This window comes from Corynebacterium sp. LK14, from assembly GCF_008042215.1.
In the GTDB taxonomy this organism is placed as follows: Bacteria; Actinomycetota; Actinomycetes; order Mycobacteriales; family Mycobacteriaceae; genus Corynebacterium; species Corynebacterium striatum.
Map to the genome: position 1 here is coordinate 335,697 of NZ_NOVQ01000016.1, position 22,914 is coordinate 358,610.

Here is a 22,914-nt window from a genome sequence, read left to right on the forward strand (position 1 = left end):
CCGGGGTGATTCGCGGCTAAAAATTAGTGGTGATGGCCGTGGGAAGCAGCGGGAGCTTCTTCCTCAGCTGGCTTTTCCACTACGGATGCCTCGGTGGTCAGAACCATGCGGGCAACAGAGGTGGCGTTAACCACTGCGGAGTGGGTGACCTTAACTGGGTCGATGATGCCCTGCTCCAGCAGGTTGCCGTACTCCAAGGTGGCGGCGTTGAAGCCGTGGCCGTTCTCGAGTGCCGAAACGTGGTCAACGATGACGGAACCGTCCAGGCCAGCGTTCTGCGCAATCCAGTAAGCCGGGCGGGTCAGCGCGCGGGATACGGAGAGCACACCGGTCTTGGCCTCGCCCTCGAACTCCTCGGCAAACTTTTCCAGTTCCTTGGAGATCTGCACGAGTGCGGAACCGCCGCCTGCGATGACGCCCTCATCGACGGCCGCGCGGGCAGCGTTGATGGCATCTTCGACGCGCAGCTTGCGCTCGTTGACCTCGGTCTCGGTAGCAGCGCCGACGCGGATGACGGCCACGCCGCCGGACAGCTTAGCCAGGCGCTCCTCGAGCTTCTCACGGTCCCAGGTGGAATCGGTGCGCTCGATTTCGCGGCGCAGCTGCTCACGACGCTCCTCCACGGCGCTGGCCTCACCAGCACCGTCGACGATGACGGTGTCTTCCTTGGACACAGTCACGCGGCGCGCAGAGCCCAGCACCTCGAGGCCAACCTCGTTCAAGTTGATGCCTACCTCCGGGTCCACAACGGTGGCGCCGGTGACAACAGCCAGGTCATCCATGAAGCCCTTGCGGCGCTCGCCGAAGTACGGGGCCTTCACCGCGGCAACCTTGAGCACCTTGCGGATGGAGTTGACAACGAGCGCCTGCAGCGGCTCGCCTTCAACGTCCTCAGCGATGATGAGGGTCGGGCGGGAGGACTCAGCAATCTTCTCCAGCAGCGGCAGGAAGTCCGGCAAAGAGGAGATCTTGTTGCGGACGAGGAGGATGGCGGCGTCGTCAAGCACTGCGTTGTAAGTCTCTTCTTCCGTAGCGAAGTACGGGGAAAGGTAGCCCTTGTCGAAGGAGATGCCCTCAGTAACGTCCACGGAGGACTCGATGGACTGGGACTCCTCGACGGTTACAACGCCGTCCTTGCCCACCTTGTCCATGGCGCCGGCGACCATCTCGCCGACCTCCGGGTCACGGGAGGAAACGGTTGCCACCTGCGCGATTTCCGACGCCGAGTTCACCGGCGTTGCACGCTTCATCAGCTCTTCGACGGTTTTTTCCGCCGCCGCGGCGATACCGCGGTTCAGCTCAATTGGGTTGGCACCAGCGGCAACGTTGCGCAGGCCCTCGAAGATGAGTGCCTGAGCGAGCAAGGTTGCGGTGGTGGTGCCGTCACCGGCGATGTCGTTGGTCTTGACGGCCACGGACTTCACCAGCTGCGCGCCGAGGTTCTCGAAAGGATCCTCTACGTCGATATCGCGGGCGATGGTGACGCCGTCATTGGTGACGGTCGGGCCACCAAAGGCCTTGGAGAGCACGACGTTGCGGCCGCGTGGGCCGAGAGTGACCTTGACGGCGTCGGCAAGCGTGTCGACGCCGCGCTGGATGCCCTCGCGCGCTTCCTGGTCGAATGCAATGAGTTTTGCCATAGGGTTTTCGCCTACTTCTCGGTTACTTTTCGATGACAGCGAGCAGGTCGCGTGCGGACAGCAGGAGGTACTCCTGGCCGTCGTACTTCAGCTCAGTGCCGCCGTACTTAGAGAAGATAACGGTGTCGCCTTCCTTAACGTCAAGGGCGATGCGCTCGTCTCCGTCCTCATTCCAACGGCCCGGGCCTACGGCTACGACGGTAGCCTCCTGCGGCTTTTCCTTTGCAGAGTCTGGGATAACAAGACCAGAAGCGGTGGTGGTCTCAGCCTCGACGATCTGAACGAGGACCTTGTCCTCCAGCGGCTTGATGTTTGCCATGATGATTCCTCCGTATGAAATCTTTGCCTGCCCCACGGTTCGTGGCGGAGCGGGAAGTTAGTTGTATGTGCCGGTTGTGGATGTCCAGCACAGCCGTCGTCGCGGGTGAACAACTGTGGGTCAAACAACCTTCCTAGCACTCTACCCTCGCGACTGCTAGCCCTCAACAAACACCGGACACGCGCCGTTCGCCCTTAGCGAATATACGAAAAGCCCCGCCTAAGCGGGGCAGATTCGGAATGCGTGGTGCGGAACTTAGAACGACTTGTCGGAATTAATTACCGCTGCGCGCCACAGGTTGTACTCCTCCGGGAAATCCTCACGGTAGTTGCGCACCGCGCGGATGCCGTTCTCGACGGCGTCGATGACGGCATCAAAGTTGTCGGACTCGCCATCCGCCTCGACGAAGATGACCGGGCCGGAAATCGCACGGATTGGGTCCTGCAGGAATGCAGAGTTGCCGGTGTCGGCTGCATTGCGAGCCAGGGAGGCAACCGGGTTCGGTTCCGCGCCCACCGCCTTGGCCTGTGGGTTAAAGAGTGCTGCGTAGGTGGAACCGTCGTCCTGGAAGACTACGGAAACGCGATCCTCGGTAGCGCCACCGAGGAACTGGTTGGCGTGCTCAAGCTCGAACTCGATCTTGCGGCGGGTCAGATCAGGGTTGACAAGAAAACCGGTGGTCATGGCGGATGAGAGCTCCTTTTAAAGCCAAGTGGGCAGTATCGGATCTGCAGATTACCGCCGGTTTCACCACCCCGCATCCGGAGGAAGGCAAACTTTAGGTGAACGTTAGCGCGCAGCCGCTGCGACCAACGGAACTTCCACCTCAAGCTGGGTATCCGTACCGCACGCCAAGCCGGAAGGCTCGGCGCCCTCGTGAATCAGCTGCGCCGCCACAGCCGCAATCATCACGCCGTTGTCCGTGCACAGCTTGAAACGCGGCACCCGCAACTCAATGCCCGCCGACTCGCAGCGCTTGGCCGCAAGCGCACGCAACCGCGAGTTCGCAGCCACACCGCCGCCCAGCAGCAACACCTTCGCGCCGGTGTCCTGGCACGCCCGGATGGCCTTGGCCGTCAGCACGTCCGCCACGGCCTCTTGGAAGGAGGCGCACACGTCCTCGATGGAGACCACGCGGCCTTCCTTCTCCGCCTTTTCCACGTAACGCGCCACGGCCGTCTTCAGCCCTGAGAAGGAGAAGTCATGGCGGTGCTCGCCGCGCAAATCCTCCGCACGCGACAAACCGCGCGGGAAGTCGATAGTGGCCTCGCCTTGCGCCGCCAGCTTGTCAATCACCGGGCCACCCGGGTAGCCCAGTCCCAGCAGGCGGGAGACTTTGTCGTAGGCCTCGCCGCCGGCGTCGTCAAGCGTGGAGCCCAGCTCCTTCATCGGCTTGCCCACGGCCTGTACCTCGAGCAGCTGAGTATGCCCGCCGGAGACCAGCAAGGCCACCGCATGCGGCAACTCCTCCCCTTCCAGGTTCGCCACCGCCACGTGACCGCCCAAGTGGTTCACGCCGTAGAAAGGCACGCCCCACGCCGCAGCATAGGCCTTCGCCGCGGAAGCGCCCACGAGCAGCGCGCCCGCAAGCCCCGGCCCTACCGTCGCGGCGACGGCGTCCGGCTTAGAAATGCCTGCCTCGTCCAAGGCTGCGCGCATCACCTGCGGCATCGCCTCGAGGTGCGCACGCGAAGCAATCTCGGGCACCACGCCACCGAAACGTGCGTGCTGTTCCATCGAGGAAGCCACGGCATCGGCGAGGATTTCCATATGCCCATCTGCGGAAAGCTCGATGATGCCCACCCCGGTCTCGTCGCAGGAAGACTCGATTCCTAGGATTTTCACTTCGCGGTCCTTTCACTTGAGCGCGGCCGAAACATGGTGTGCGCGTCTGCGCCAGAAGGTTGATAGTAATTGCGGCGGATGCCGGTTTTGATGAAACCGTAGGCTTCGTACAGACCAATTGCTGGGTCGTTGCCCACGCGAACTTCAAGGAAGACCGGCGCGTTCTTCAGATCTGCGATGTAGACGATGTTGTCCATCATCATTCGCCCTACCCCGCGGCGTTGCGCGGCAGGGTCGACGCCGATGGTGTGAATCTCGAATTCCGGGTCCGCCGCGGGCCCCATCATTCCGATTCCGGCATAGCCCACGAGCGTGTGGGTCTCCTCGTCCTCTACGCCGAGATAAAACGTGTGCGGCTGGGCAATTTCCTGCACGAACGCCGCCGCTGGCCACGGGCTTTCGCCCGGAAAGAGCACGATTTCTAGCTCTGCGCAGCGGGGCGCGTCTGCCGCGGTGAGTTCGCGGAGTTTCACAGGTTGAGCCCGGCGACGTCAGGAAGCGCGGCGGAGCGTGGCTTCGGCTTCGGCGGAACCGCGTCAGGCCGGCGCAGGTAGAGCGGGGTCAGCGGCTCCGGAGAGGCATCCAGGTTGGCTACAGCCACCAGGCCCGCCGGGCGTGGGTTCGCCGCGGTGTGCGGCAGGTTCTGCAGCTCTTCGGGAAGCTTTGCCACGAGGTTATCCGGGATGATTACGGAGTCCACGGCGACCTGAATCTCCGCAGGCTTGACGACGTCCGGCCCCTCCACGCGCTGCCCATCCTCATAGGTTGCCCAATAGATTTCCTTGCGGCGGGCATCGGTGGCCACGAGGGTGCGGCCCTGTGCTGCTGCCGACGCCGCGATGGCATCATGTGTGCAGACTCCGTGGACCGGAATGGAAAGGGCGTCACCAAGCGCAGATGCGGTGGCCATGCCCACGCGCAAGCCGGTGAACGGACCCGGACCGCAACCGACCACGATGGCGTCAAGGTCCGTGTAAGTCAGCGACGTGGTCTGCAGCAGCTCCTCAACCGTGGGGATGAGCTGCTCGTTGTGCGCGCGGGTGTCGGTCAGGATGCGCTCAGTGACTGCACCGGTTTCGGTATCCACCACGCCGGTCACGAGGTCAGTGGTGGCGGTATCAATGGCGAGGACGCGCATTAGGCGGCCAGCTTCCAGGTCTCGCCTTCCTTGACGAACGGGAGAATGCTCTGAGTCGAAGCAGGCTGCAGCGGCTGGCCCGTTGGGCACAGGTTAATCTTCTCGCGGTTGAGCTTTTCTGCATAGAACTTGTTTGGGCCGCCAATAGCTACGAAGTAATTGGTGTTCTTGTCCACGTCTTCGGTGATGCCCAAATCTTCTGCATTGATGCCGTAGATTTCCTTGATTTCGGACTTCGTGGTGTCAGCGCAGATAGTGGTCATGCCCTGCCACTTGTGGCCCAGGACCTCGCTTGGAACAACGGCGCTGACGCTGAGGTTGGTTTTGTCGAGAGACGAAATTGCACTTTCCAGGGTGCGCTCCACTGGCGGCTGCTCACGCATGTTGGACAGTGCAATCATGGCGCCCAAGGCGATGATGAACAGGCCGATGAGGAAAGTGGTGATGAATTGACCGAATTTGGTCATAATGAAAGCGCTCCTTGCACGTCACGGGTAGTTGACCCCGCTAATCCTACAAGAAGCGCCTGGAAGGTTAGCCATCCGGTAGCCGCCGCACCGTGCGTCTTTGCTCCTAGACCAGCAGCAGCGCGAGCACCTGGCAGACCAGAATCTTGCCGATCATCGATGTGGGATAGACCGTGGCGTATCCCCTTTCCGCGAGTTGGGTGCCGGTTTGCGGGTTAAGGTAGGCCATGATGGCCGGGTTTGTGGTCATGCCGGCGACGACGCCCATGGCCTCGTCAAATTTCAGCTTGAACAGGAGCATGCTGCCCGCAGCCAGGCCGAGTGCCGAAATGAGAGTCAGCGCTAGGCCGACGCCGATGTAGATGAGGGAGGAAGGATCGGAAAGCGCGGCGCGGAAGCTACCGCCAGCCGAGGTACCGACACCGGCCAGGAAGAGCGTGAGTCCCAATGTGGACAGAGTCTGCTTCGCGTGGAAAGGCAGTTGCCAGTTGATAGGGCCGGAACGTCCGACGGCGCCGAGGATAAGGCCCATAACAATGGGGCCACCGCCGAAGCCAAGGCTCAAAGTGGTGCCGCCCGGCAGCGGGATTGGAATAGCGCCGAGGGCGAGGCCGAGGAAGAGCCCGAGGGCAAACGGCAGGAGGTCTACGTTGCCGAGCTTGGACTCAGAGTCGCCGAGGTAGCGGCGGACGTCGTCAAGGCGGCCTGGCGCGGTGATGACGCGGACGCGGTCGGAATAGTTAAGCACCATCTCGGGCGCAGGGACCACGTCGGAGTCGCCTTTGCGCACGCGGGCGATGATGAAACCCTTGTCCTCGGTGTTGAGCTCATCAATAGTGCGGCCGGCGACCTCGGGATTGGAGACGGTGACGCGGCGGTAGACCAGACCATCTTCCTCGTGCAGGTTCACGTAGATCTCTTCGCCGAGTACGGCGATGGCCTTGTCGATTGCCTCATCAGTGCCGTTGACGATAATCTCCATGCCTTTGCGCAGCGGCAGCTCCGGGTAGGCCAAGTTGTGGTCGTGCGGGTTGTTGATGTGTCGGGTTGCGATGATGCGTTCGCCAGTGATGGCGGAAAGATCGTCGATTGTTCCCGCAAAGTCGCGGCCCAAACGCACACCCTTCCATTCGAGGGGCGCGGCGATCATACCTTCGGCTTTGGCGTCATCGATGTGGTTAACCTTCAGCAGTTTCGCCCCGATGGCAGCAACGATGATGGTGCCGATGACGCAGCCCGGGTAAGTCAGCGAGTAGCCGACCACAGGCGTGGAATCGCCGCCCAAAGCTTCGACGGCCGCGGCCATACCCGGCGTCGAGGAGATAGATCCTGCGAGGGTACCGACCGCGATAGCCGGATTTAGGTCGAATGCATGCAAGAAGCCAATCGTGACGCCTGCCAAGATCAGCAACATTATGACGATGAGCAGAGATAACCTCCAACCGCGGGACAGGAAGTCGCGGAAGAAAGACTGGCCAAAGTTCAGGCCGATGACGTACACGAAGAGCGCCAGGCCGAACTGATACACAAAGGGCGGAATCGCGATGTCCGGATTCGCCGTGGAAAGACCCAGAGCCACGAACATCGCGGCAGCGGCGCCCAAGGAGACGCCCCAGGCGCTTACCTTGCCGACAGCTAAACCTACCGCCATGATGAGAAAAAGTGCCAGGAGAGGTTGTTCAGCAAGGAAGGAAAGCATTTAGTTCACCCAGTTCCAAGTGATGACTCGAGTGTCATCATCACGTTCGCGGTTGATATTGATGAAGAGATAAGCCTCCGACAGCTGGTCCATGAATCCGTCGCCCCATTCGGCAACGACCACAGCGTCTTCGAGCTCGGTATCTAAGTCTAGGGCGTCGAGCTCACCAAGAGGATCTTCCGAATGATCCAATAGCCGGTAAGCATCAACATGCACCAAGGACGGTCCGCCCACCAAGGAGCGATGTTCACGGGCGATCACAAAGGTGGGTGAGGTTACCCTGCCTTTGACCTGCATCCCCTCGGCAATTCCCTGCGTAAGGGTGGTTTTTCCCGCGCCCAGAGGACCGTCAAGAATCACCAAATCTCCAGCTTCCAACACTGCACCGAGCTCTTTTCCGAACTCGCGGGCTGCGTCAGCGGTGGCAATTTCGCGGCTTCCCGAGTTGGAAAAATCACCGATCATTTCCGAATTCCCCCTTCATATTTCCGAACGGAACGTCCGGTCGGACGGCAGATCACTTCGTAGTTGATGGTTCCGGCAGCCTCGGCAAGCGCAGTTGCGCTCATGCCGCCCACCCCGAAGATAATGGCTTCATCGCCCTGCTGCACGCCGTACTCGTTATCGCCAAGGTCCACCACAATCTGATCCATGCACACGCGACCCACCTGCGGGTAGAGCTTGCCGCCGATACCCACGTGCAACTTGCCCTGGAAATCGCGCGGCAATCCATCCGCGTAACCACACGGAATTGTGGCCAAGAACCCACGCTTTTCTGCATGCCAGGTTTGGCCATAGCTGGTCGCCTCCCCAGCCTCGATGGGTTTTACATTCACAATCGACGCCGCCCACGTCATCGCAGGCTTCAACCCATGGTCGCGCCCGGGAATCGGCTCAAGCCCGTAACACGCAAGGCCTGGACGCACGAGCTCGAAGTGAGCAGAGGGACGGTCCAGCACAGCCGGGGAATTGGCCAAGTGGTTGATAGGACACTCGAGACCAGCAGCACGTGCGCGTTCAATTGCGCGGCGGAAAGTCGCTTCCTGCTCATCATTGAAAGGATTATCGGGCTCGTCGGCACAAGCAAAGTGGGACATGAGGCCCAAGACCTCGATTTGCGGGGCATCGCGAAGCAGCGCGAAGACCTCGTCCCAATCAGACTCGTCGACGCCGGAGCGATGCAGGCCCGTCTCCACCTTGATGTACACCTTCGCGGCGACTTCCATCTCCACTAGGCGGCGCGCGTGGGTGAGCGAAGGCACGCCGATGTGGACCCGGCAAGCCAGTGCTTCCGCTACCTCGTCCGTGGAATCCCAAATCCAAGCCGCGATGGGCTGATCGATGCCACTGCGGCGCAGCTCGATGGCCTCATCAAGGGTGGCGACGCCAAAAGCATCCGCGCCTGCCGCCGCCATGATGGGCGCTACTTCCTTGACGCCATGCCCATAAGCGTCAGCTTTCACCACGCACATGAGCTGCGCGGGCGCCACCTTCTCCTTCAACAAAGAGACATTGTGAGCGATGGCATCAAGGTCGATTCTGGTTCGAAGCATGGGTCTATTGTGCCACTGGGCCCAAGCGCAATCGCCTCCGACTCCTGAAAATGCGGACCCGTCAATAATTAAGGCCGGGATTCCACGCACAACGGTGGAATCCCAGCCTTAAAAGTAGCGCTACTCGCCTACTCGACAGTGACGGACTTAGCCAGGTTACGCGGCTGATCGACGTCGTAGCCCTTGGCCGTGGCCACGCCACAAGCAAAGATCTGCAGCGGAACCGTAGCCAGCAACGGCTGCATCAGCGTCGGAGACTGCGGAATGCGGATGACGTGGTTAGCGTATGCCTCCACTGCCTCGTCGCCCTCCTCAGCGATAACGATGGTGATGGCACCGCGGGCGCGGATCTCCTGAATGTTGGAGACGACCTTGGCGTGCAGGGAGTCACGCCCGCGCGGAGACGGCACGATGACGAAGACCGGCTGGCCCTCCTCGATCAGCGCAATTGGGCCGTGCTTGAGCTCGCCTGCGGCAAAGCCCTCAGCGTGCAGGTAAGCAATCTCCTTGAGCTTGAGCGCGCCCTCGAGCGCTACTGGGAAGCCAACGTGGCGGCCCAGGAAGAGGACGGAGTCAGAACCCTGCATCGAGACGGCAAGGTCGTAGACCTGCTTCTCATTGTCGATGACCTTCTGCACTTTGTCCGGCATGTCACGCAGTTCCTGCAGAACAGCGTTGACCTCGTCGGCGAACATGTTGCCGCGCAGCTGTGCAAGATAGAGACCGAGCAGGTAGGTGGCGGTGATCTGCGCCAGGAAGGCCTTGGTGGAAGCCACGGCGATTTCCGGACCAGCGTGGGTGTAGAGCGCAGCATCTGCCTCGCGCGGGATGGAGGAACCCTGGGTGTTACAGATAGCGATCACCTTGGCACCTTGCTGGCGTGCGTGACGCACAGCCATCAAGGTATCCATGGTCTCACCGGACTGAGACAGAGCAACGACGAGCGTCTTCTCGTTCACAATCGGATCGCGGTAGCGGAACTCGTGCGCGAGCTCGACCTCGGTTGGGATACGGCACCAGTGCTCGATGGCGTAGCGTGCAACGTGGCCAGCGTAAGCCGCAGTACCGCAGGCGATGACGATGATCTTGTCGATGGACTTCAAAATTGATTCATCGATGCGGACTTCGTCCAAAGTCAGCTTGCCCTGCTCGTCGAAACGGCCCAAAAGAGTGTCACGCACGGCAGCTGGCTGGTCGTGGATTTCCTTCTCCATGAAGGAGTTGAAGCCGCCCTTTTCTGCAGCAGCAGCGTCCCACAGGATCTCGAATGGCTTGCCCTGTGCCGGGTTGCCTGCGTAATCGGTGATGACAACCTCGTCAGCGGTGATGGTGACAACCTGGTCGTTTTCCATCTCCACTGCGGACTTGGTGTAGTCAATGAAGCCGGAGACGTCAGAGCCCAAGAAGTTCTCGCCCTCGCCCAGACCGATAACCAACGGCGAGTCGCGGCGGGCAGCCACGATGCGGTCGGCCTGCTCGGCATGAATAGCCAACAGAGTGAACGCGCCCTCGAGGCGCTGGCCGGTCAGCTGCATTGCCTTGGTAAGGTCCTGGCCAGCTTCGTTGTGGAAAATGTCTCCCAGAAGCGTTGCTGCAACCTCAGTATCCGTCTCAGAAACAAAGTTGTAGCCCTTAGCAGCCAGCTCAGTCTTCAGCTCAGCGAAGTTCTCAATGATGCCGTTGTGCACGACTGCCAGCTTGCCACCATCAACGACGTGCGGGTGAGCGTTCAGGTCCGTCGGGCCACCGTGGGTTGCCCAACGAGTATGACCAATGCCCAAGACAGAGTCCGCCAACGGACGAGCTGCGATTTCGGCGTCGAGCGCCGCAACCTTGCCTGCCTTCTTGCGCCAACCGATTTCACCATCGGCGTACATCGCGACACCAGCGGAGTCATAACCTCGGTATTCAAGGCGGCGAAGGCCCTCAAGCACGACGTCCATGGCGTAGTATTCACGGTCATCAGCGCAGTGACCTACATATCCAACAATTCCACACATAGGCTTAAATCCTACCGCATAAGAACCGCGCCGTTATCTTCTCAATCTGCATGTAATAAACCCCCCTAAAAGCAGAAGAAAAGCCCCAGCTAGATCGTCCTTTAAGACAATTCGGACTGGGACTAACCTGCGCGTTTAGAAACATTCCGTTTTGTTTGCTTCTATTGGTTGAAGTTTGCCAATGACAAGATTCACACATTCTTTGCATGCTTTGCGCTTGACGACGCCCCCTTTTTCGCAACGCTGCACAAGCCCCACGCAGCCTTTCGCGGCGCTTATCCACCGCCCAAAGGCGTTCTTCCTCTATTCTGGAATGCGTGTCTGCGAATCTAAAGAAGCATCTAGGAACTCTGTCCAAGCGCGGCCCGCACCGCGTTCTCGTCGGCGACCTTTCTTACGCCGGTATTAACGGCAAGGTTTATACCCCGGCTGAGGGAAAAGGCCTGCCTGCTGTGGCATTCGCCCATGATTGGACCAAGAAGGTCAAGAACTACCACGCCACGCTGCGTCACTTGGCAAGCTGGGGAATCGTTGTAGTCGCTCCAGATACGGAAACCGGCCTAGTGCCAAATCACCGCAACTTGGCGGCAGATTTGGAGTCTTCGCTGCAAATTGCTGCAGGCGTAAAGCTGGGAACCGGCAAGATTGCGGTTTCTCCGTCCAAGCTTGGCGTAGTAGGCCACGGCATGGGTGGCGGCGTCGCTGCCTTGACTGCGGTTGATAACCCGAAGGTTCGCGCCGTTGCTGCGATTTATCCAGCGGATACTGCGCCTTCTTCCTACGCGGCAGCCCGCTCGATTACCGCCCCAGCACTGATCTTGGGCTCTGAGCGCGAGGATTTGTTCCGCGCGGGTAACCCGGCCGAGCTGGCAAACAATTGGGGCGGCAAGGTCGCCTACCGCGAGCTCGCCAAGGGAACACAGGCTGGTTTCACTGAGGATCGCTTGGTCAAGCTAGCCATCGGCTCGGGCGTGTTCCAGGCTGGAGCGACCGAAACGGCACGAGCATTAGTAACCGGTTTCCTGCTTTCCACTCTGGCCGGTGAGTCTAAGTACGACGACTTCGCTGAAGCTGACGCCACTGCCAAAGGCGTTACGAGCTACTTCGGTTAAGAGCTAGCCCAAAAGGCAGGCATCCACCGCGGCTAAAAGGGCAGCTAAACGGCCACTGAAATGCCACAGACACCACGCCGGTGCCTAGCTAACACAATGCCAGTCCGCTAAACACGGGCTGGCATTGTGCATTTTGGCCAGCACCTGGCTATGTGATGCACTAATTTCCTCTCCGCAACACCGACTTCACTTGCCTGTTGCCCCTCCTGCTATAGGAACTAACCTGGCCGGATGTTCCTATATGACGTTGCGCTGCCGGATTTTGGGCCACCTGACCTTGCCCCAGATGTCGCCGCTCAGTCTGCGACTGCGGCGATTGTTTAGCCATGTGTGCTCTTGCAGTAGCTTTCTCAGCTGACTTCTCGAGCTCATCCTGTGCCTTCGCCATCGCCTTTTCAAACTCAAGCAGCCGGGCTGCGGTGCGCTCCCTAAACCCCCGCGCAAACTCTGCAAACTCATCATTTACTGGTGCCATTACCACTGCCCTGCCTTCCGTGCGTGAACTGTCTTTTCTTCTGGTTGCGGTGTGGGCGCCGGTTCCGGAGCAGGCGCCGGGCTAGGGGCCGGGGCCGGCGCTGGAGCAGCAGATTCCTGCGGTACAGCTACTGGTTCAGGCGCCGTAGCGGCCTGCATGTGTGCCACCTTTTCCGGCGGTGGCGGCGGTTCCTTTACTTCCGCTAGCTCCGGTGGTGGTGGAATCACGCCGTCATTAGTTGGTTCTGGGCATGGCTCAGGTGCTGGTGCTGGCGGCTCTGGTGCTGGGGGCAGTTCGGGAGCCGGCACCTCAGGTTCCGGCATATTCTCAAGGCATTCTGCTGCCGCCGCTATTAAAAGCCCAACCCCAATGATGGCTACTCCAACCCCGAGCGCACCCAAGCAACCACAGCATGCTTGCTCTGGCACGCATTCGGCAACGGGAGCCTCGTCATTGCAATCGTGCTCGCAGTCATCCGTGGGTGTTTCTTCATTCTCCACAGGTTTTTGTTCTTCTGGCTGCGGGCACGGCTCTGGGTCTGGTTTTGATTCAGGTCTTGGTTCTGGTTCTTCCGGACACGGCACCTGTGCTGGCTGAGTCTTGGGCTCCGGTTTGGGACACGGCTCAGGCCGTGGTTCTGGGCTTGGTTCAGGTCTTGGTTCAGGTCTTGGTTCAGGTCTTGGTTCAGGTTTTGGTTCTGGTTTGGGTTTTGGATTCGGCTCTGGGTGCGACTCCTCCTTGGGCGCGTTGCTTGGCTTCGTCTCACACGCTTGCTTCTCGACGACTGGATCAGCGCCCCCTGCTGTCAGTGGTTCAGTTTTTTGCGCAGGCGCCGTTGGGGTCACCCCGCCTGGTGAACTGGGCTGACAAGGTGTCTCTGCCGCTGGCTGCGGGCACTTGCGAGCTGGCTCTGGTGCGGTTTCGGGTAGCTGGCGTTCACAAACCTTTGTGCAGCTCTCCTCGAATTTGTCGTAGCACTGTTCAATTGCGGAGTCCCGGTCACGGCATGTATTGACGATTGTGTCATTCGTGCGCTCGATAAGGTCAGCGCCAATGGTCGAGATAATGGGAACGATGAAACGCCCTAGCGGATGCTTTGCCGCGATCATGGTCAAGATGTTGAGCAATGGCACAACTGCAGAAATGAGTTCCGTCAAAGCTGTGTCAGAGACATCGACGATTTCTTCAATAGCGTTAGAGCATTGTTGCGCTTTATCAGTCAGCTCATCCGCCTCGTCCCGTTCTTTTTCGAAGTCCTCCTGCACACCGCCGAGGTGTTCCAGCAAAGCGTCGCCGGCAATGCTCAGCACTACCCCTGCAAGGAAACCCTTCAGCCCTCCCCCGCCACGTCCTGGGCGTTTACCGCCCATCGCCGCGATAGTGCCTTGCACCAGCTCTTGAGGCTTGATTCCGTCAACAGAACCAATCATGCTCCCGAGTAGGTCAAGCGGCGTGCTCGGACCACTATATGAGCCTTGGCTTGCCGCTTGAAACTGCGACACCGCCTGCGAATAGTCCCCTAACAAAGACTTAGTAGCCGTGCTCATTTCTCCCCTCCCGCCAAGTCCGGAGTTACGCGAGTCAAATTCCCAGAATGCTCAATATCGGCCTCTGAAAATTCCTGTACTTGCGCCCGTACTGCTTCGGCGTGCGAAGCTATATTGTCCAAACGCCACGTGCCTCTCTCATGCAGGCGTTCCAACATCTCCTGAATCCGCGCCCCATGTCCCGCAAAGTCGCGCCCAGCGGCACTGGGCGGAAACGAGGGAGCATCTGCTAGATGGGCGATGCGTTGAATTTGTGTCTCATCCAAGACGCGGTTAATACGCTGAGCTATATCTTGCTCATCAAAAAATACATCCGTCACTGTAGGCACTCCTAGGCCAGCCGAGATCAATTCCTGCCCTTATTGGACTGCGCTTTGCCTCTGACGGTTCCCCCAAAACTACAGAAACCGGGAACCACAAGAAATTCGTGGTTCCCGGCTACCGCTCAGTCTGCGGATTAGACTGCGGAGACTACAGCTGCGAGCCTTCCAGCAACCTTGCGGGCCTGCTCCTTCTCAGCGGCCTCAACCATCACGCGAAACAGCTCCTCCGTGCCAGACGGACGCAACAACACGCGGCCGGTGGAACCGAGCTCTTCTTCTGCTACAGCAATTGCTTCCAGTACTTCGGCGGAAGACATGATGCTGGACTTATCAGAGACAGGCACGTTAATGAGCACCTGCGGCAGCACAGTCATCACTGATGCCAGTTCCTTGAGGGACTTCCCCGACTTAGCCATGCGAGCCATGATGGACAAACCAGTCAGGGTGCCATCACCAGTGGTGCAGTCATCAGGCAGAACCAAGTGTCCAGATTGCTCGCCGCCCAGCGAGTAGTCACCGCGGTTGAGCTCTTCCAGCACGTAGCGGTCACCGACAGCGGTTTCCTTAACCTCAATGCCCTGCTCCTGCATGGCCAGCTTCAAGCCAAGGTTGGACATCACCGTTGCAACGAGAGTGTTGAAACGCAGGTCATTTTCTTCCTTCATGCCCACTGCCAGAAGGGCCATGATTTGGTCACCGTCAACGACGTTTCCCTCGGCGTCGACAGCCAGGCAGCGATCCGCGTCACCGTCGTGCGCCAAGCCGAGATCAGCGCCATGTTCCACCACGGCCGCCTGGGTCTTCTCGATGTGGGTAGAACCGCAGTCTTCATTGATGTTGAACGCGTTCGGCTTGTTGTGGATTGCGATGACCTCAGCACCGGCATCCGCGTATGCCTTCGGCGCAACCTTCGAGGCGGCACCGTTTGCGGTGTCAACAACTACCTTGATTCCGGAAAGATCAGTGGTGACCACCTCGGCTAGGTGCTTCAGGTAGCGCTCACGACCGTCCGGAGCTTCGGAAATAATGCGGCCGAGCTTGGTACCCGTAGGCCCATTCTCAGTCAGGGTTTCCATGGCGGCCTGGATCCGATCCTCGACGTCGTCAGGCAGCTTCTTGCCGCCCGCGGAGAAGAACTTGATGCCGTTGTCTGGCATCGGGTTGTGGGATGCGGAAATCATCACGCCCAGGTCTGCCCCATAATCATCGGTCAGGAATGCAATAGCTGGGGTGGGCAAAACTCCCACCCGCACGACGTCGATGCCACGGGAGGCCAGGCCAGAAGCAATGGCGGCATCCAGCATTTCGCCGGAGACACGGGGGTCGCGTCCAATGATGGCTAGTGGGCGGCGCTCATAAGACTCACGGTTTGCCGTGAGCACCTGCGCCGCCGCTTGTCCCAACCGCAGAGCCAGGATAGGGGTGAGTTTTTCATTCGCGAGACCACGAACGCCGTCGGTTCCGAAAAGTCGAGTCATGGATTCAATTATGCACGTTGGCCCCACTACCACGCAGCATGAGGTAAGCCTTGCCGGGTGCGAAAACGGCACAAGCCGTCGCTTCCGAAAAGGAAGCAACGGCTCGAGCTGTACGTAAGCGAAGAATTAACGCTTGGAGTACTGCGGGGCACGACGTGCCTTGTGCAGACCAGCCTTCTTACGCTCCACGGCACGTGCGTCACGGGTGAGCAGGCCAGCCTTCTTGAGGGCCGGGCGGTCAGCCGGGTTGTAGACGTTGAGTGCGCGGGCGATAGCCAGACGCAGAGCGCCTGCCTGGCCGGTTGGGCCGCCGCCAGAAACGGTGACCTTGATGTCGAACTGGCCTTCGCGCTCAAGCAGGGTCAGCGGCAGGAGGATGTCCTGCTGGTGCAGCTTGTTCGGGAAGTAGTTGTCGAAGGAACGGCCATTCACGGTGATCTCGCCGGAACCAGCAACGAGGCGAACACGAGCGATGGCGCGCTTACGGCGACCAACGGTCTGGATCGGGCCCTCGTGAATCGGAGCAGCGGTCTCAACCTCTGCCTCGGTGGAGGTAGCGATGGAATCACCGATGGTGTTGGTGAACTCCTCGGTAGCAGCGGTTGCTGCAGCGATGTCGGCAGCGTCGGCTACGTTGTTGTCAGCGTTTGCGATGTTCTGCTCGGTCATTACTGTGCCACCTGCTTAAACTCGAAGGTCTCCGGCTTCTGACCGGCGTAAGGGTGCTCCTCACCAACGAAGACGTGCAGCTTCTTGATGGAGGCGTCGGAAAGCTTGTTGTGCGGCATCATGCCCTTAACAGCTTCTTCGATAACGCGAACCGGGTTGGCGTCCAAGGACTGACCAAGAGTCATGGACTTCAGGCCGCCCGGGTAACCGGAGTGACGGTAGCGCATCTCGCGCTCGCGCTTGTTGGAGGAAACGTGGATCTTGTCCGCGTTCAGGATGATGATGTGGTCGCCGCAATCAACGTTCGGTGCGTACTGTGGCTTGTGCTTACCGCGCAGAATGTCTGCAGCGGTGGAAGCGAGCTTGCCCAGCACCACATCGGTAGCGTCGATGACGTACCACTTGCGGGTGATGTCACCGCTCTTCGGGTGGAAAGTAGACAAAATGACTCCTTGAAAGTCTGTCTGAGGACTGCCGGCCAACGCTATGAATGCCTTACGCTTCCGTACAGCGGCCGGTGGAGACCTGCAGAAAGCGCGCATCCCAAAAGGATGCAAACACATAGGGCTACAACTTTAGCCGTCAGCTACTCAAAACCCAAAACGCTTTGCTTGGCGACGCCCCTCTCGCACTGAGGGTGCGAAAACATACGCACCCCGGGCTTATATCAAAGCCCGGGGTGCGTGCATCGAGACCAGTTGCGTTCGCCTTGCTCCCTACTCGGTGTGATGTGTTTAAGAAGATTGGCCCGGCTCGATGCGAATGAGCAACTCCTCCTTAGCCCCAGCTTGCTGCCGCACGGCGGTTGACGTCACTCATTGCGTCGTTGCCCTGCGAGACGGTCTTGGAAATGGTGGCCAGAACAGTGTTGAGCTCTGCAGCAGCGTTGTCCCACTTTGCCTGCGCCTCGTTATAAGCCGCGGCCGATTCGCCTTCCCAGGTAGCCACCATTGGTTGCAGGGTGGACTTGAGGTCCCCGAGCAAACCGTTGATGCGGCCGGAAGTGGAGTTGATATCGGCAGCAGCACCCGCGATGGCGCCAAATTCGTACTTGATAGCAGACATGTTTTCCTTCTTTGCGTCTTCCTGTGATTGCCAGTTGTGCTGTGAGTTTTAAGCCTTGAACGGCTTAGAGGGCAAGGCCTGCTCCGCCGACGTTGGAAAAGGCCTGCGCGTTGGTGGCTTCTACATCGTCGAAGTTGCGAGCGTTGTCACGGATGTTGTCAGAGATTGCGGTCAGCGCCTCGCGCAGCTGCTGTGCCGAGGTGTTGTAGCGCTGCATGAGATTGTCGAATGAGACCTGCGCACGGCCATCCCAGTTGGAACGCACCGAGTCCACGACGCCCTGCAGACGAGTGAGTTCCCCCTGCACCTCGTCATTGGTGGAGTCCACGCGTCCAGCAGTAGCCACCATTACATCGGCTTCAGTCTTAAACAGCTGAGTCATTTCTTGCCCCTTCCTTGGGCTCAAAGTGGTGTGTATTTCCCCCGAAAAAGCCGAGTGCGGCTTTCTCATACTTATTAGACTGCGCTGAATCAGAATCGGTTCCCCGGAACCGAAAAACTCTTTAGCTCTTCTTCACCAATGACTCTGCTGCCATGCGGCAAGCGGCTTTTTGCACCACATTCGGCTCATAGCGCGTATGGCATCCAACCGAAAGCTGGTGCTCGCCATCGGCCCATGTCATCCACGACACCTTGGAACCGTCGCCGGGATCTTCCAGATAATTTAAGCGCCCAGCTTCCTCTCTTGGCTCGGATAAAGCAGGATCCGTTTCGATTTCCGCGTGCAGCTCCTTAAAAAGCATGTCCACTGGCACTGCGAAGAGGGGATCAGCGGAAAGCAAAATGCGCAGATCCGGGTCCTCACCGGTTACTGTCACCACGCCATCTTCAACCTTGGGGTGGAAACCTTGTGGGAGAACCACGTTCATCCCCTCAACGTCGAGTTCCTTCTGCCCTGGGTTCAAACCCGGTTTGGCTTCCTCAGCGGCAGGGACGCTACTTGGCGCAGCGCTTGGTTGTGGCGCTTGGGCTACCGTCTGCGAAAGTTGCTCTACTGATGATTGTTCCTCGTGGCGCCCCATTGCCCACCAGGACAGGCCAGCGACAGTGAATACGACTGCAGCAATACCCGCATAAAAAGGATCAAACCAGGCGGGCAATGAGAGGGGCTTGAGTTTCGGCCGCTTGGTTGCCTTGCGGGGCTTTGCTTTAGGTTTCGAAGTCGCGGCGTCTTCAAGCATGTGCTCCTGGTGCCCACGATCATCAAGTTCATATCCCACACTTGGGCGCTCGGTGACTGAAGTGTTCTTTACGTGGAATTCTTGGGTCGGCGTTTCTGCGGGTTCCATGTCGGGTGTAAATACAGGCCCGGCGTATTCGTCATCGGTATCTGAAGCCACCAAGACCCCCGCCACTTCGAGTTGCCTACGCAAAATTGCCGCCGCCTCCACCGAAATTTCTGTGCCGGAAACGTCGACGATGACCTCAGCTGTTACCTCTGGCCATTGCGGACCACAAATCTTGGAACACTGCTCTACTACTGGGGACAGCGCCCAGCCATCCACGATGCCGGTACCGGGAAGGTCATAACGATAGACCGTTTCTGGGCCCTCGTAGATGGTGGCTGCATCCAAAATGGTGATTATGAGAGTGTCGGTGTCGCCGAGCCCTGCGGAAGTAAATTGGCCGGAAAGAGTGGAAGTCATGAGAAGTTCTCCTGGGTTGATTCGGTGTAAAGAGATTGGGCAACGCCAACGAGGGCGCCACGAATGGACCACTGACCGCGTCCAGGTGGTTGGGCCGCGGGTTTGAGGCCGAAGATGGTGCCTTCCTCACGATCGGAGTCGAGAAGAAATACTGCGGGTTGAAGGTCGCGGACGGCGGAGAGGAACTGGCTATAAAGTGCCCTGCCAATTCCGCCCGATTTGCGAGCAATCAGCAGGTGCAACCCGATATCACGCGCATGCGGAAGCAGTTCAAGCAAAGGCGCCAAGGCAATCTCGCTGACCAAATCCAAGTCATCAATTGCCAGGTAGATGTCCGGGCCCTGCCACCAGGAACGCGCGGCGAGCTCAGCGGGCGTCACGTCCGCGCCAGGAAGACGCGCCTCCAGGGTGCGCACTGTATCGATGATCGTCTGCTGCGTGGCCGCGGTGTTGGCCGCGTAAGCCGCCACCATGTCGGGCTCGAGTGTCCCCAGGTGCGCGCGCCTGTGGTCGATGACGACGATGCGCGCTTCCTCCCGCGGAAGCTTTTCGATTCCTTGCAACACAGTGCTGAGAAACGCTGACTTTCCAGAGCCTTGGGAGCCCACGCACACCACGTGTGGCGTCGCCGCGGGATCCCAGGCCAGCGGTTCCAGGTCGGGTCCGCCGATACCCCAGGTGATTCCGCTAATTCCTTCCACGCTTTCGATCTCACGCAGCACGTCCGGCAGCATCTTGAGCGCAGGCACCGGTTCCGAATCGGCGTGAATCCTTGCGACATGCGCTAGGTCTTGATTGGCCGTGGCCGCAATGAGCATGTTCTCGCCGCCCACCGTGAGTCCCCGGCCCGGCGCGGCGGGGAGCTTCTGCTGCGCTTTGCGGTCGATGAGCGAATCCATCGCTTCGCCAAGGCGCAGTTCAAGACGTTGGGAAATCAGATCGCGGACATTCGGGCGCATACTAGTCCACCGGTTGGTGGTGACCACCACGTGAACCCGCGCCGATGCACCATCGGCCACGATTGCGGTGACGGGCTCCGCCAGGTCTTCGTACTCGGCGCCGGCAGTGCCGATGTGATGCCATCCATCGATGACGAGGAACGTATGTGGTTCACTGGGGCGGCGAATGTGGCCCGCCACCTCATCCACAATTCGCCGGACCTTCTCGGGCTCATCCCGGCTGGCCACTCCCGCAACGTGCGGCAGCCGTGCTAGCGCGGTCAACTGCCCACCACCCAGATCAATGACGTAGAAGCGCACGTGCGCCGGTTTGTTCACCACAGCTAATGCCGTCACCACGCTGCGCAGGGCCATCGACTTTCCGGATTGCGGGCCGCCACAAATGGCGAGGTGCCCGCCTTCCGCAGCAAGATCCACCACGAGCGGGTCTTGACGCTGGTAATAAGGCCTATCGATGATGCCGATCGCCGCCTCTAGGAAGGGCTGTGCACCTGCATTCCTGCCCCGGTCTTCAGGTGTTGCCACCACTGCGGAAAGCTCCACCACAGGCGGCAGCGGCGGCAGCCAAATGCGGTGCGCATGCTGCTGGCGACGCCGCGCCTCCAGCTCGGCGGCTGCAACGAGGGCGTCGAGAAGCGACTGCGACTCATCAACCACCGTGTGCTGCGCTGCTACTGCGTGCGCGTCAACGTCCTCATCCTGTGCCGGCGCCCATCCGGAGAAGAACGTCACGCGCGGCCGCGTCTGCTGCATTCGCCCCGCGGAGTCCGCAGTGCCTTGGGATTCTGGTGCTGCGACGCGGCGCTCTACCGGGCCCGAAACGTAGGCGGCTTGGAAGCGCGTTGGCGCGTCGGCATCCGTCTTAAGATAGCCCGCGCCGGGCTGGGCGGGCAGATGATAGGCGTCCGTGACGCCGAGAACCTGCCGTGATTCCGCAGCAGAAAAAGTCTTCAAACCAATGCGATAGGACAAGTGAGAATCCAGTCCACGCAACCGCCCTTCCTCTAGGCGTTGCGAAGCCAGCAACAGGTGCACGTGCAGGGAACGGCCAAGCCTGCCCACCGCGACGAAGAGCTCCGCGAAGTCGGGATGCTGTCCCAACAGCTCAGAGAATTCATCGACCACGATGACAAGAGCCGGGATGCGGCCAAACTCCGCTACCGCGCGCGGAGCGGCGTTGAAAGCATCGACGTTGGCAAAGTTTCCTGCTGCGCGCAGCAGCTCTTGACGGCGATTCATCTCACCAGAAATGGCATCGTGCATACGCTCCACCAGCGTGGACTCTTCTTCCAGGTTGGTGATGACAGCCGAGGTATGCGGCAGCGTATCGCAGCCCAGGAAGGTCGCACCGCCCTTGAAGTCGACCAGGACTAGGTTGAGTTCTTTCGGACTATGGGTCGCAGCAAGTGAGGCAACGAGTGTTCGCAGCAATTCGCTCTTTCCGCTGCCGGTAGCCCCAATGCACAGGCCATGCGGCCCCATGCCGCCCTGTGCGGATTCCTTTAGGTCGAGGTACACCGGTTGGCCCACCTCGTCCAGCCCAATCGGAACCTTGAGGCGTTGCTCGGCCTGTCTGCCCGCCCACATTCCACTGGCGGCCAGCTCATCGATGTCCCCACAGCCCACCAGATCCATGAGGTCGTTACTGCGCCTGCGCGAGCGGACCGCGCCGCGCAGGTCGGGACGGCGATACTGCGCCAGCTGCCGCGCGACCAGCAGCGCTGTCTCGGCATCGACGTCATCGGGCACGCCCAGTACTTCATCCCCCGCAGCGGTAACGACCTGCAAATCTTCGCCTGCTACGAGAAAGATTCCGTCTTTTTCCGCACGCTGCCCAAGCGGCGTATGCCGCTGCACGCCCACGCAGAGATAGCTCGTGACCTCATCGTCCTCCGGTAGATCGGCATGCGCTGGGATGAGGGTGGCGTCGACAAGCACAATGCGAAACCGTGCCTGCTCAGGCCTTTTCGTATGCGGCAACCATTTGACCCACTCCCACTCGGTGTTGCACCGCGGGTGCAGCTCAATGCCCACCGTCTCCGGGCCATGGGCCACGGCCAAGTGCAGCAACATCGCGCGTGCCACATCCGCGGCTCGCTCCCCCGAAAGCCCCAGGCAGGTAAATGCCTGCAGCTGAATGACCACCGGCATCTCCGCCAACGTCCGCAAGGCATTGACCGTGTGCCGCACGCTCACCGCACACACCGGATCAAGGTCTTCCGTGGCACCTGAATCAGGCACGTTGATGGGCACGCACAAAGCCATCGGCCCAGTGCCCACGCGCACTTCAAGCGCATCGGGGTCGTCAGCGACGCGCTCCCACATCCGGTAACTTCCCACCAACGCTGCCACCTGTTCGGGCGCCGGATTTCGGTGCTCCTCATGCGCGCGTTGCGCCGCTGACAGCTCCAAGACTTTTTCCCGCAACGCCTTCAGGTGCCGCAGGTAGGTCCGCCGCGTCTCATCGGGATTCTGATCGCCGCCTTGTGGATTGAACATCATGAAGACGCTCGCCAGCATCATGAGCGGAAACATCAAGCTCATCGGGCTCACGCGGCGTTCCGGCCCCGCGCCCAACACCATCAATGCGACCATGCCCAGCATCGCGCCAACCATCACCAGCGGCATAAGAATACGTATCAAAGGCACCGGTTGCGGTCGCACCGCCTCCGGCACTGCCTCCGCATCCACGCTGCCTTGCGGCAAAGGTGGTGCCGGTTCACGCTGGCCGGAATCTAGTACTTCGACAATCTTTTCGCGCGCAAGCGAATTGTTTACTCCGTTGTATAACGCATGTGAGAGTCCAGGTATGGACATAATTCCCCCATAAAATCCCTCCGATTTCCCCACGTCCCCACTGCTTTTCACTACGTTGCACAGTGCACGGCACCCCAGCCCTACACCATGCATCACCGTGAATCGGATTAACCGTTTGCGGTGGACACGATGCCACTAGTAAGCCACAATGTGTGGAGTTAG

General features: G+C 59.9%; 21 protein-coding genes. 2 read left to right on the forward strand and 19 right to left on the reverse strand.

The window, feature by feature from the left end; all coding sequences use genetic code 11:
- Positions 1-23 precede the first annotated feature (23 nt).
- The 11 genes from groL to glmS form a co-directional block, all read right to left on the reverse strand.
- Positions 24-1,640 (reverse strand): chaperonin GroEL, encoded by a 1,617-nt coding sequence (gene groL / locus CHU71_RS10830; RefSeq protein ID WP_046646767.1) that lies wholly within the window; start codon positions 1,638-1,640, stop codon positions 24-26.
- A 22-nt stretch (positions 1,641-1,662) separates the two neighbouring features.
- On the reverse strand, positions 1,663-1,965 hold the full coding sequence (gene groES, locus CHU71_RS10835) for a co-chaperone GroES (protein ID WP_180298343.1): 303 nt from the start codon (positions 1,963-1,965) through the stop codon (positions 1,663-1,665).
- A gap of 249 nt (positions 1,966-2,214) precedes the next feature.
- Complete coding sequence (locus tag CHU71_RS10840; RefSeq protein WP_147761059.1) at positions 2,215-2,643, reverse strand: hypothetical protein; 429 nt, start codon at positions 2,641-2,643, stop codon at positions 2,215-2,217.
- A gap of 105 nt (positions 2,644-2,748) precedes the next feature.
- Positions 2,749-3,804 carry a tRNA (adenosine(37)-N6)-threonylcarbamoyltransferase complex transferase subunit TsaD gene (tsaD, locus tag CHU71_RS10845; RefSeq protein WP_147761060.1) on the reverse strand — a complete coding sequence of 352 codons (1,056 nt, stop codon included), beginning with the start codon at positions 3,802-3,804 and terminating at the stop codon, positions 2,749-2,751.
- Entirely contained in the window at positions 3,801-4,277 is a 477-nt protein-coding gene (gene rimI / locus CHU71_RS10850) for a ribosomal protein S18-alanine N-acetyltransferase (protein ID WP_005527865.1), read from the reverse strand. Before rimI ends, tsaD begins: the two co-directional genes overlap by 4 nt.
- Positions 4,274-4,942 (reverse strand): tRNA (adenosine(37)-N6)-threonylcarbamoyltransferase complex dimerization subunit type 1 TsaB, encoded by a 669-nt coding sequence (gene tsaB / locus CHU71_RS10855; RefSeq protein WP_147761061.1) that lies wholly within the window; start codon positions 4,940-4,942, stop codon positions 4,274-4,276. Before tsaB ends, rimI begins: the two co-directional genes overlap by 4 nt.
- Complete coding sequence (locus tag CHU71_RS10860; protein ID WP_005527863.1) at positions 4,942-5,409, reverse strand: hypothetical protein; 468 nt, start codon at positions 5,407-5,409, stop codon at positions 4,942-4,944. The genes tsaB and CHU71_RS10860 overlap by 1 nt, the downstream gene beginning before the upstream one ends.
- A 106-nt stretch (positions 5,410-5,515) precedes the next feature.
- The gene (locus CHU71_RS10865) at positions 5,516-7,108 is read right to left on the reverse strand and encodes an aspartate:alanine exchanger family transporter (protein ID WP_147761062.1); all 1,593 of its coding nucleotides are present in this window, start codon (positions 7,106-7,108) and stop codon (positions 5,516-5,518) included.
- Entirely contained in the window at positions 7,109-7,573 is a 465-nt protein-coding gene (gene tsaE / locus CHU71_RS10870; protein WP_147761063.1) for a tRNA (adenosine(37)-N6)-threonylcarbamoyltransferase complex ATPase subunit type 1 TsaE, read from the reverse strand.
- Complete coding sequence (gene alr, locus CHU71_RS10875) at positions 7,570-8,661, reverse strand: alanine racemase (protein WP_086892045.1); 1,092 nt, start codon at positions 8,659-8,661, stop codon at positions 7,570-7,572. The genes tsaE and alr overlap by 4 nt, the downstream gene beginning before the upstream one ends.
- Before the next feature lie 128 nt (positions 8,662-8,789).
- Entirely contained in the window at positions 8,790-10,661 is a 1,872-nt protein-coding gene (gene glmS, locus CHU71_RS10880; RefSeq protein ID WP_147761064.1) for a glutamine--fructose-6-phosphate transaminase (isomerizing), read from the reverse strand.
- A 317-nt stretch (positions 10,662-10,978) separates the two neighbouring features.
- Between glmS and CHU71_RS10885 the strand changes: the two genes are divergently transcribed.
- Together CHU71_RS10885 and CHU71_RS12880 are read left to right on the forward strand one after the other, a co-directional pair.
- Positions 10,979-11,773, forward strand: coding sequence for a dienelactone hydrolase family protein (locus tag CHU71_RS10885; protein WP_147761065.1), 795 nt, complete (start codon positions 10,979-10,981; stop codon positions 11,771-11,773).
- Positions 11,774-13,450: 1,677 nt separating this feature from the next.
- Positions 13,451-13,690: a hypothetical protein gene (locus tag CHU71_RS12880; protein WP_187272076.1), complete on the forward strand. Its 240-nt coding sequence runs from the start codon at positions 13,451-13,453 to the stop codon at positions 13,688-13,690.
- 101 nt (positions 13,691-13,791) lie between these two features.
- Here CHU71_RS12880 and CHU71_RS10900 read toward each other — a convergent pair whose 3' ends face one another.
- From CHU71_RS10900 to eccCa, 8 genes are all read right to left on the reverse strand, one after another.
- Complete coding sequence (locus CHU71_RS10900) at positions 13,792-14,115, reverse strand: hypothetical protein (RefSeq protein ID WP_052953227.1); 324 nt, start codon at positions 14,113-14,115, stop codon at positions 13,792-13,794.
- 137 nt (positions 14,116-14,252) lie between these two features.
- Positions 14,253-15,596 (reverse strand): phosphoglucosamine mutase, encoded by a 1,344-nt coding sequence (gene glmM, locus CHU71_RS10905; RefSeq protein ID WP_005527845.1) that lies wholly within the window; start codon positions 15,594-15,596, stop codon positions 14,253-14,255.
- A 126-nt stretch (positions 15,597-15,722) separates the two neighbouring features.
- Positions 15,723-16,265, reverse strand: a complete 543-nt coding sequence (gene rpsI / locus CHU71_RS10910) for a 30S ribosomal protein S9 (protein WP_005527843.1) — start codon at positions 16,263-16,265, stop codon at positions 15,723-15,725.
- Positions 16,265-16,708, reverse strand: coding sequence for a 50S ribosomal protein L13 (gene rplM / locus CHU71_RS10915; RefSeq protein WP_147761068.1), 444 nt, complete (start codon positions 16,706-16,708; stop codon positions 16,265-16,267). Before rplM ends, rpsI begins: the two co-directional genes overlap by 1 nt.
- A 334-nt stretch (positions 16,709-17,042) precedes the next feature.
- Positions 17,043-17,330, reverse strand: a complete 288-nt coding sequence (locus CHU71_RS10920) for a WXG100 family type VII secretion target (RefSeq protein ID WP_005527839.1) — start codon at positions 17,328-17,330, stop codon at positions 17,043-17,045.
- Between the two features lie 64 nt (positions 17,331-17,394).
- A complete protein-coding gene (locus CHU71_RS10925) occupies positions 17,395-17,712 on the reverse strand; it encodes a WXG100 family type VII secretion target (protein ID WP_034656525.1) in 318 nt (105 codons plus the stop codon).
- A gap of 121 nt (positions 17,713-17,833) precedes the next feature.
- Positions 17,834-18,976, reverse strand: a complete 1,143-nt coding sequence (locus tag CHU71_RS10930; protein ID WP_147761069.1) for a type VII secretion-associated protein — start codon at positions 18,974-18,976, stop codon at positions 17,834-17,836.
- A complete protein-coding gene (gene eccCa, locus CHU71_RS10935; RefSeq protein WP_255456443.1) occupies positions 18,973-22,563 on the reverse strand; it encodes a type VII secretion protein EccCa in 3,591 nt (1,196 codons plus the stop codon). Before eccCa ends, CHU71_RS10930 begins: the two co-directional genes overlap by 4 nt.
- Positions 22,564-22,914: the final 351 nt, after the last annotated feature.

What these genes read in the sequence shown, in the direction of transcription:
- groL (WP_046646767.1), bottom strand. Translation starts at nt 1,640, where the DNA reads ATGGCAAAACTCATTGCATTCGACCAGGAAGCGCGCGAGGGCATCCAG.
- CHU71_RS10840 (WP_147761059.1), bottom strand. Translation starts at nt 2,643, where the DNA reads ATGACCACCGGTTTTCTTGTCAACCCTGATCTGACCCGCCGCAAGATC.
- tsaB (WP_147761061.1), bottom strand. Translation starts at nt 4,942, where the DNA reads ATGCGCGTCCTCGCCATTGATACCGCCACCACTGACCTCGTGACCGGC.
- CHU71_RS10860 (WP_005527863.1), bottom strand. Translation starts at nt 5,409, where the DNA reads ATGACCAAATTCGGTCAATTCATCACCACTTTCCTCATCGGCCTGTTC.
- CHU71_RS10865 (WP_147761062.1), bottom strand. Translation starts at nt 7,108, where the DNA reads ATGCTTTCCTTCCTTGCTGAACAACCTCTCCTGGCACTTTTTCTCATC.
- tsaE (WP_147761063.1), bottom strand. Translation starts at nt 7,573, where the DNA reads ATGATCGGTGATTTTTCCAACTCGGGAAGCCGCGAAATTGCCACCGCT.
- alr (WP_086892045.1), bottom strand. Translation starts at nt 8,661, where the DNA reads ATGCTTCGAACCAGAATCGACCTTGATGCCATCGCTCACAATGTCTCT.
- glmS (WP_147761064.1), bottom strand. Translation starts at nt 10,661, where the DNA reads ATGTGTGGAATTGTTGGATATGTAGGTCACTGCGCTGATGACCGTGAA.
- glmM (WP_005527845.1), bottom strand. Translation starts at nt 15,596, where the DNA reads ATGACTCGACTTTTCGGAACCGACGGCGTTCGTGGTCTCGCGAATGAA.
- rpsI (WP_005527843.1), bottom strand. Translation starts at nt 16,265, where the DNA reads ATGACCGAGCAGAACATCGCAAACGCTGACAACAACGTAGCCGACGCT.
- CHU71_RS10920 (WP_005527839.1), bottom strand. Translation starts at nt 17,330, where the DNA reads ATGTCTGCTATCAAGTACGAATTTGGCGCCATCGCGGGTGCTGCTGCC.
- CHU71_RS10925 (WP_034656525.1), bottom strand. Translation starts at nt 17,712, where the DNA reads ATGACTCAGCTGTTTAAGACTGAAGCCGATGTAATGGTGGCTACTGCT.
- CHU71_RS10930 (WP_147761069.1), bottom strand. Translation starts at nt 18,976, where the DNA reads ATGACTTCCACTCTTTCCGGCCAATTTACTTCCGCAGGGCTCGGCGAC.
- eccCa (WP_255456443.1), bottom strand. Translation starts at nt 22,563, where the DNA reads ATGCCGCTGGTGATGGTTGGCGCGATGCTGGGCATGGTCGCATTGATG.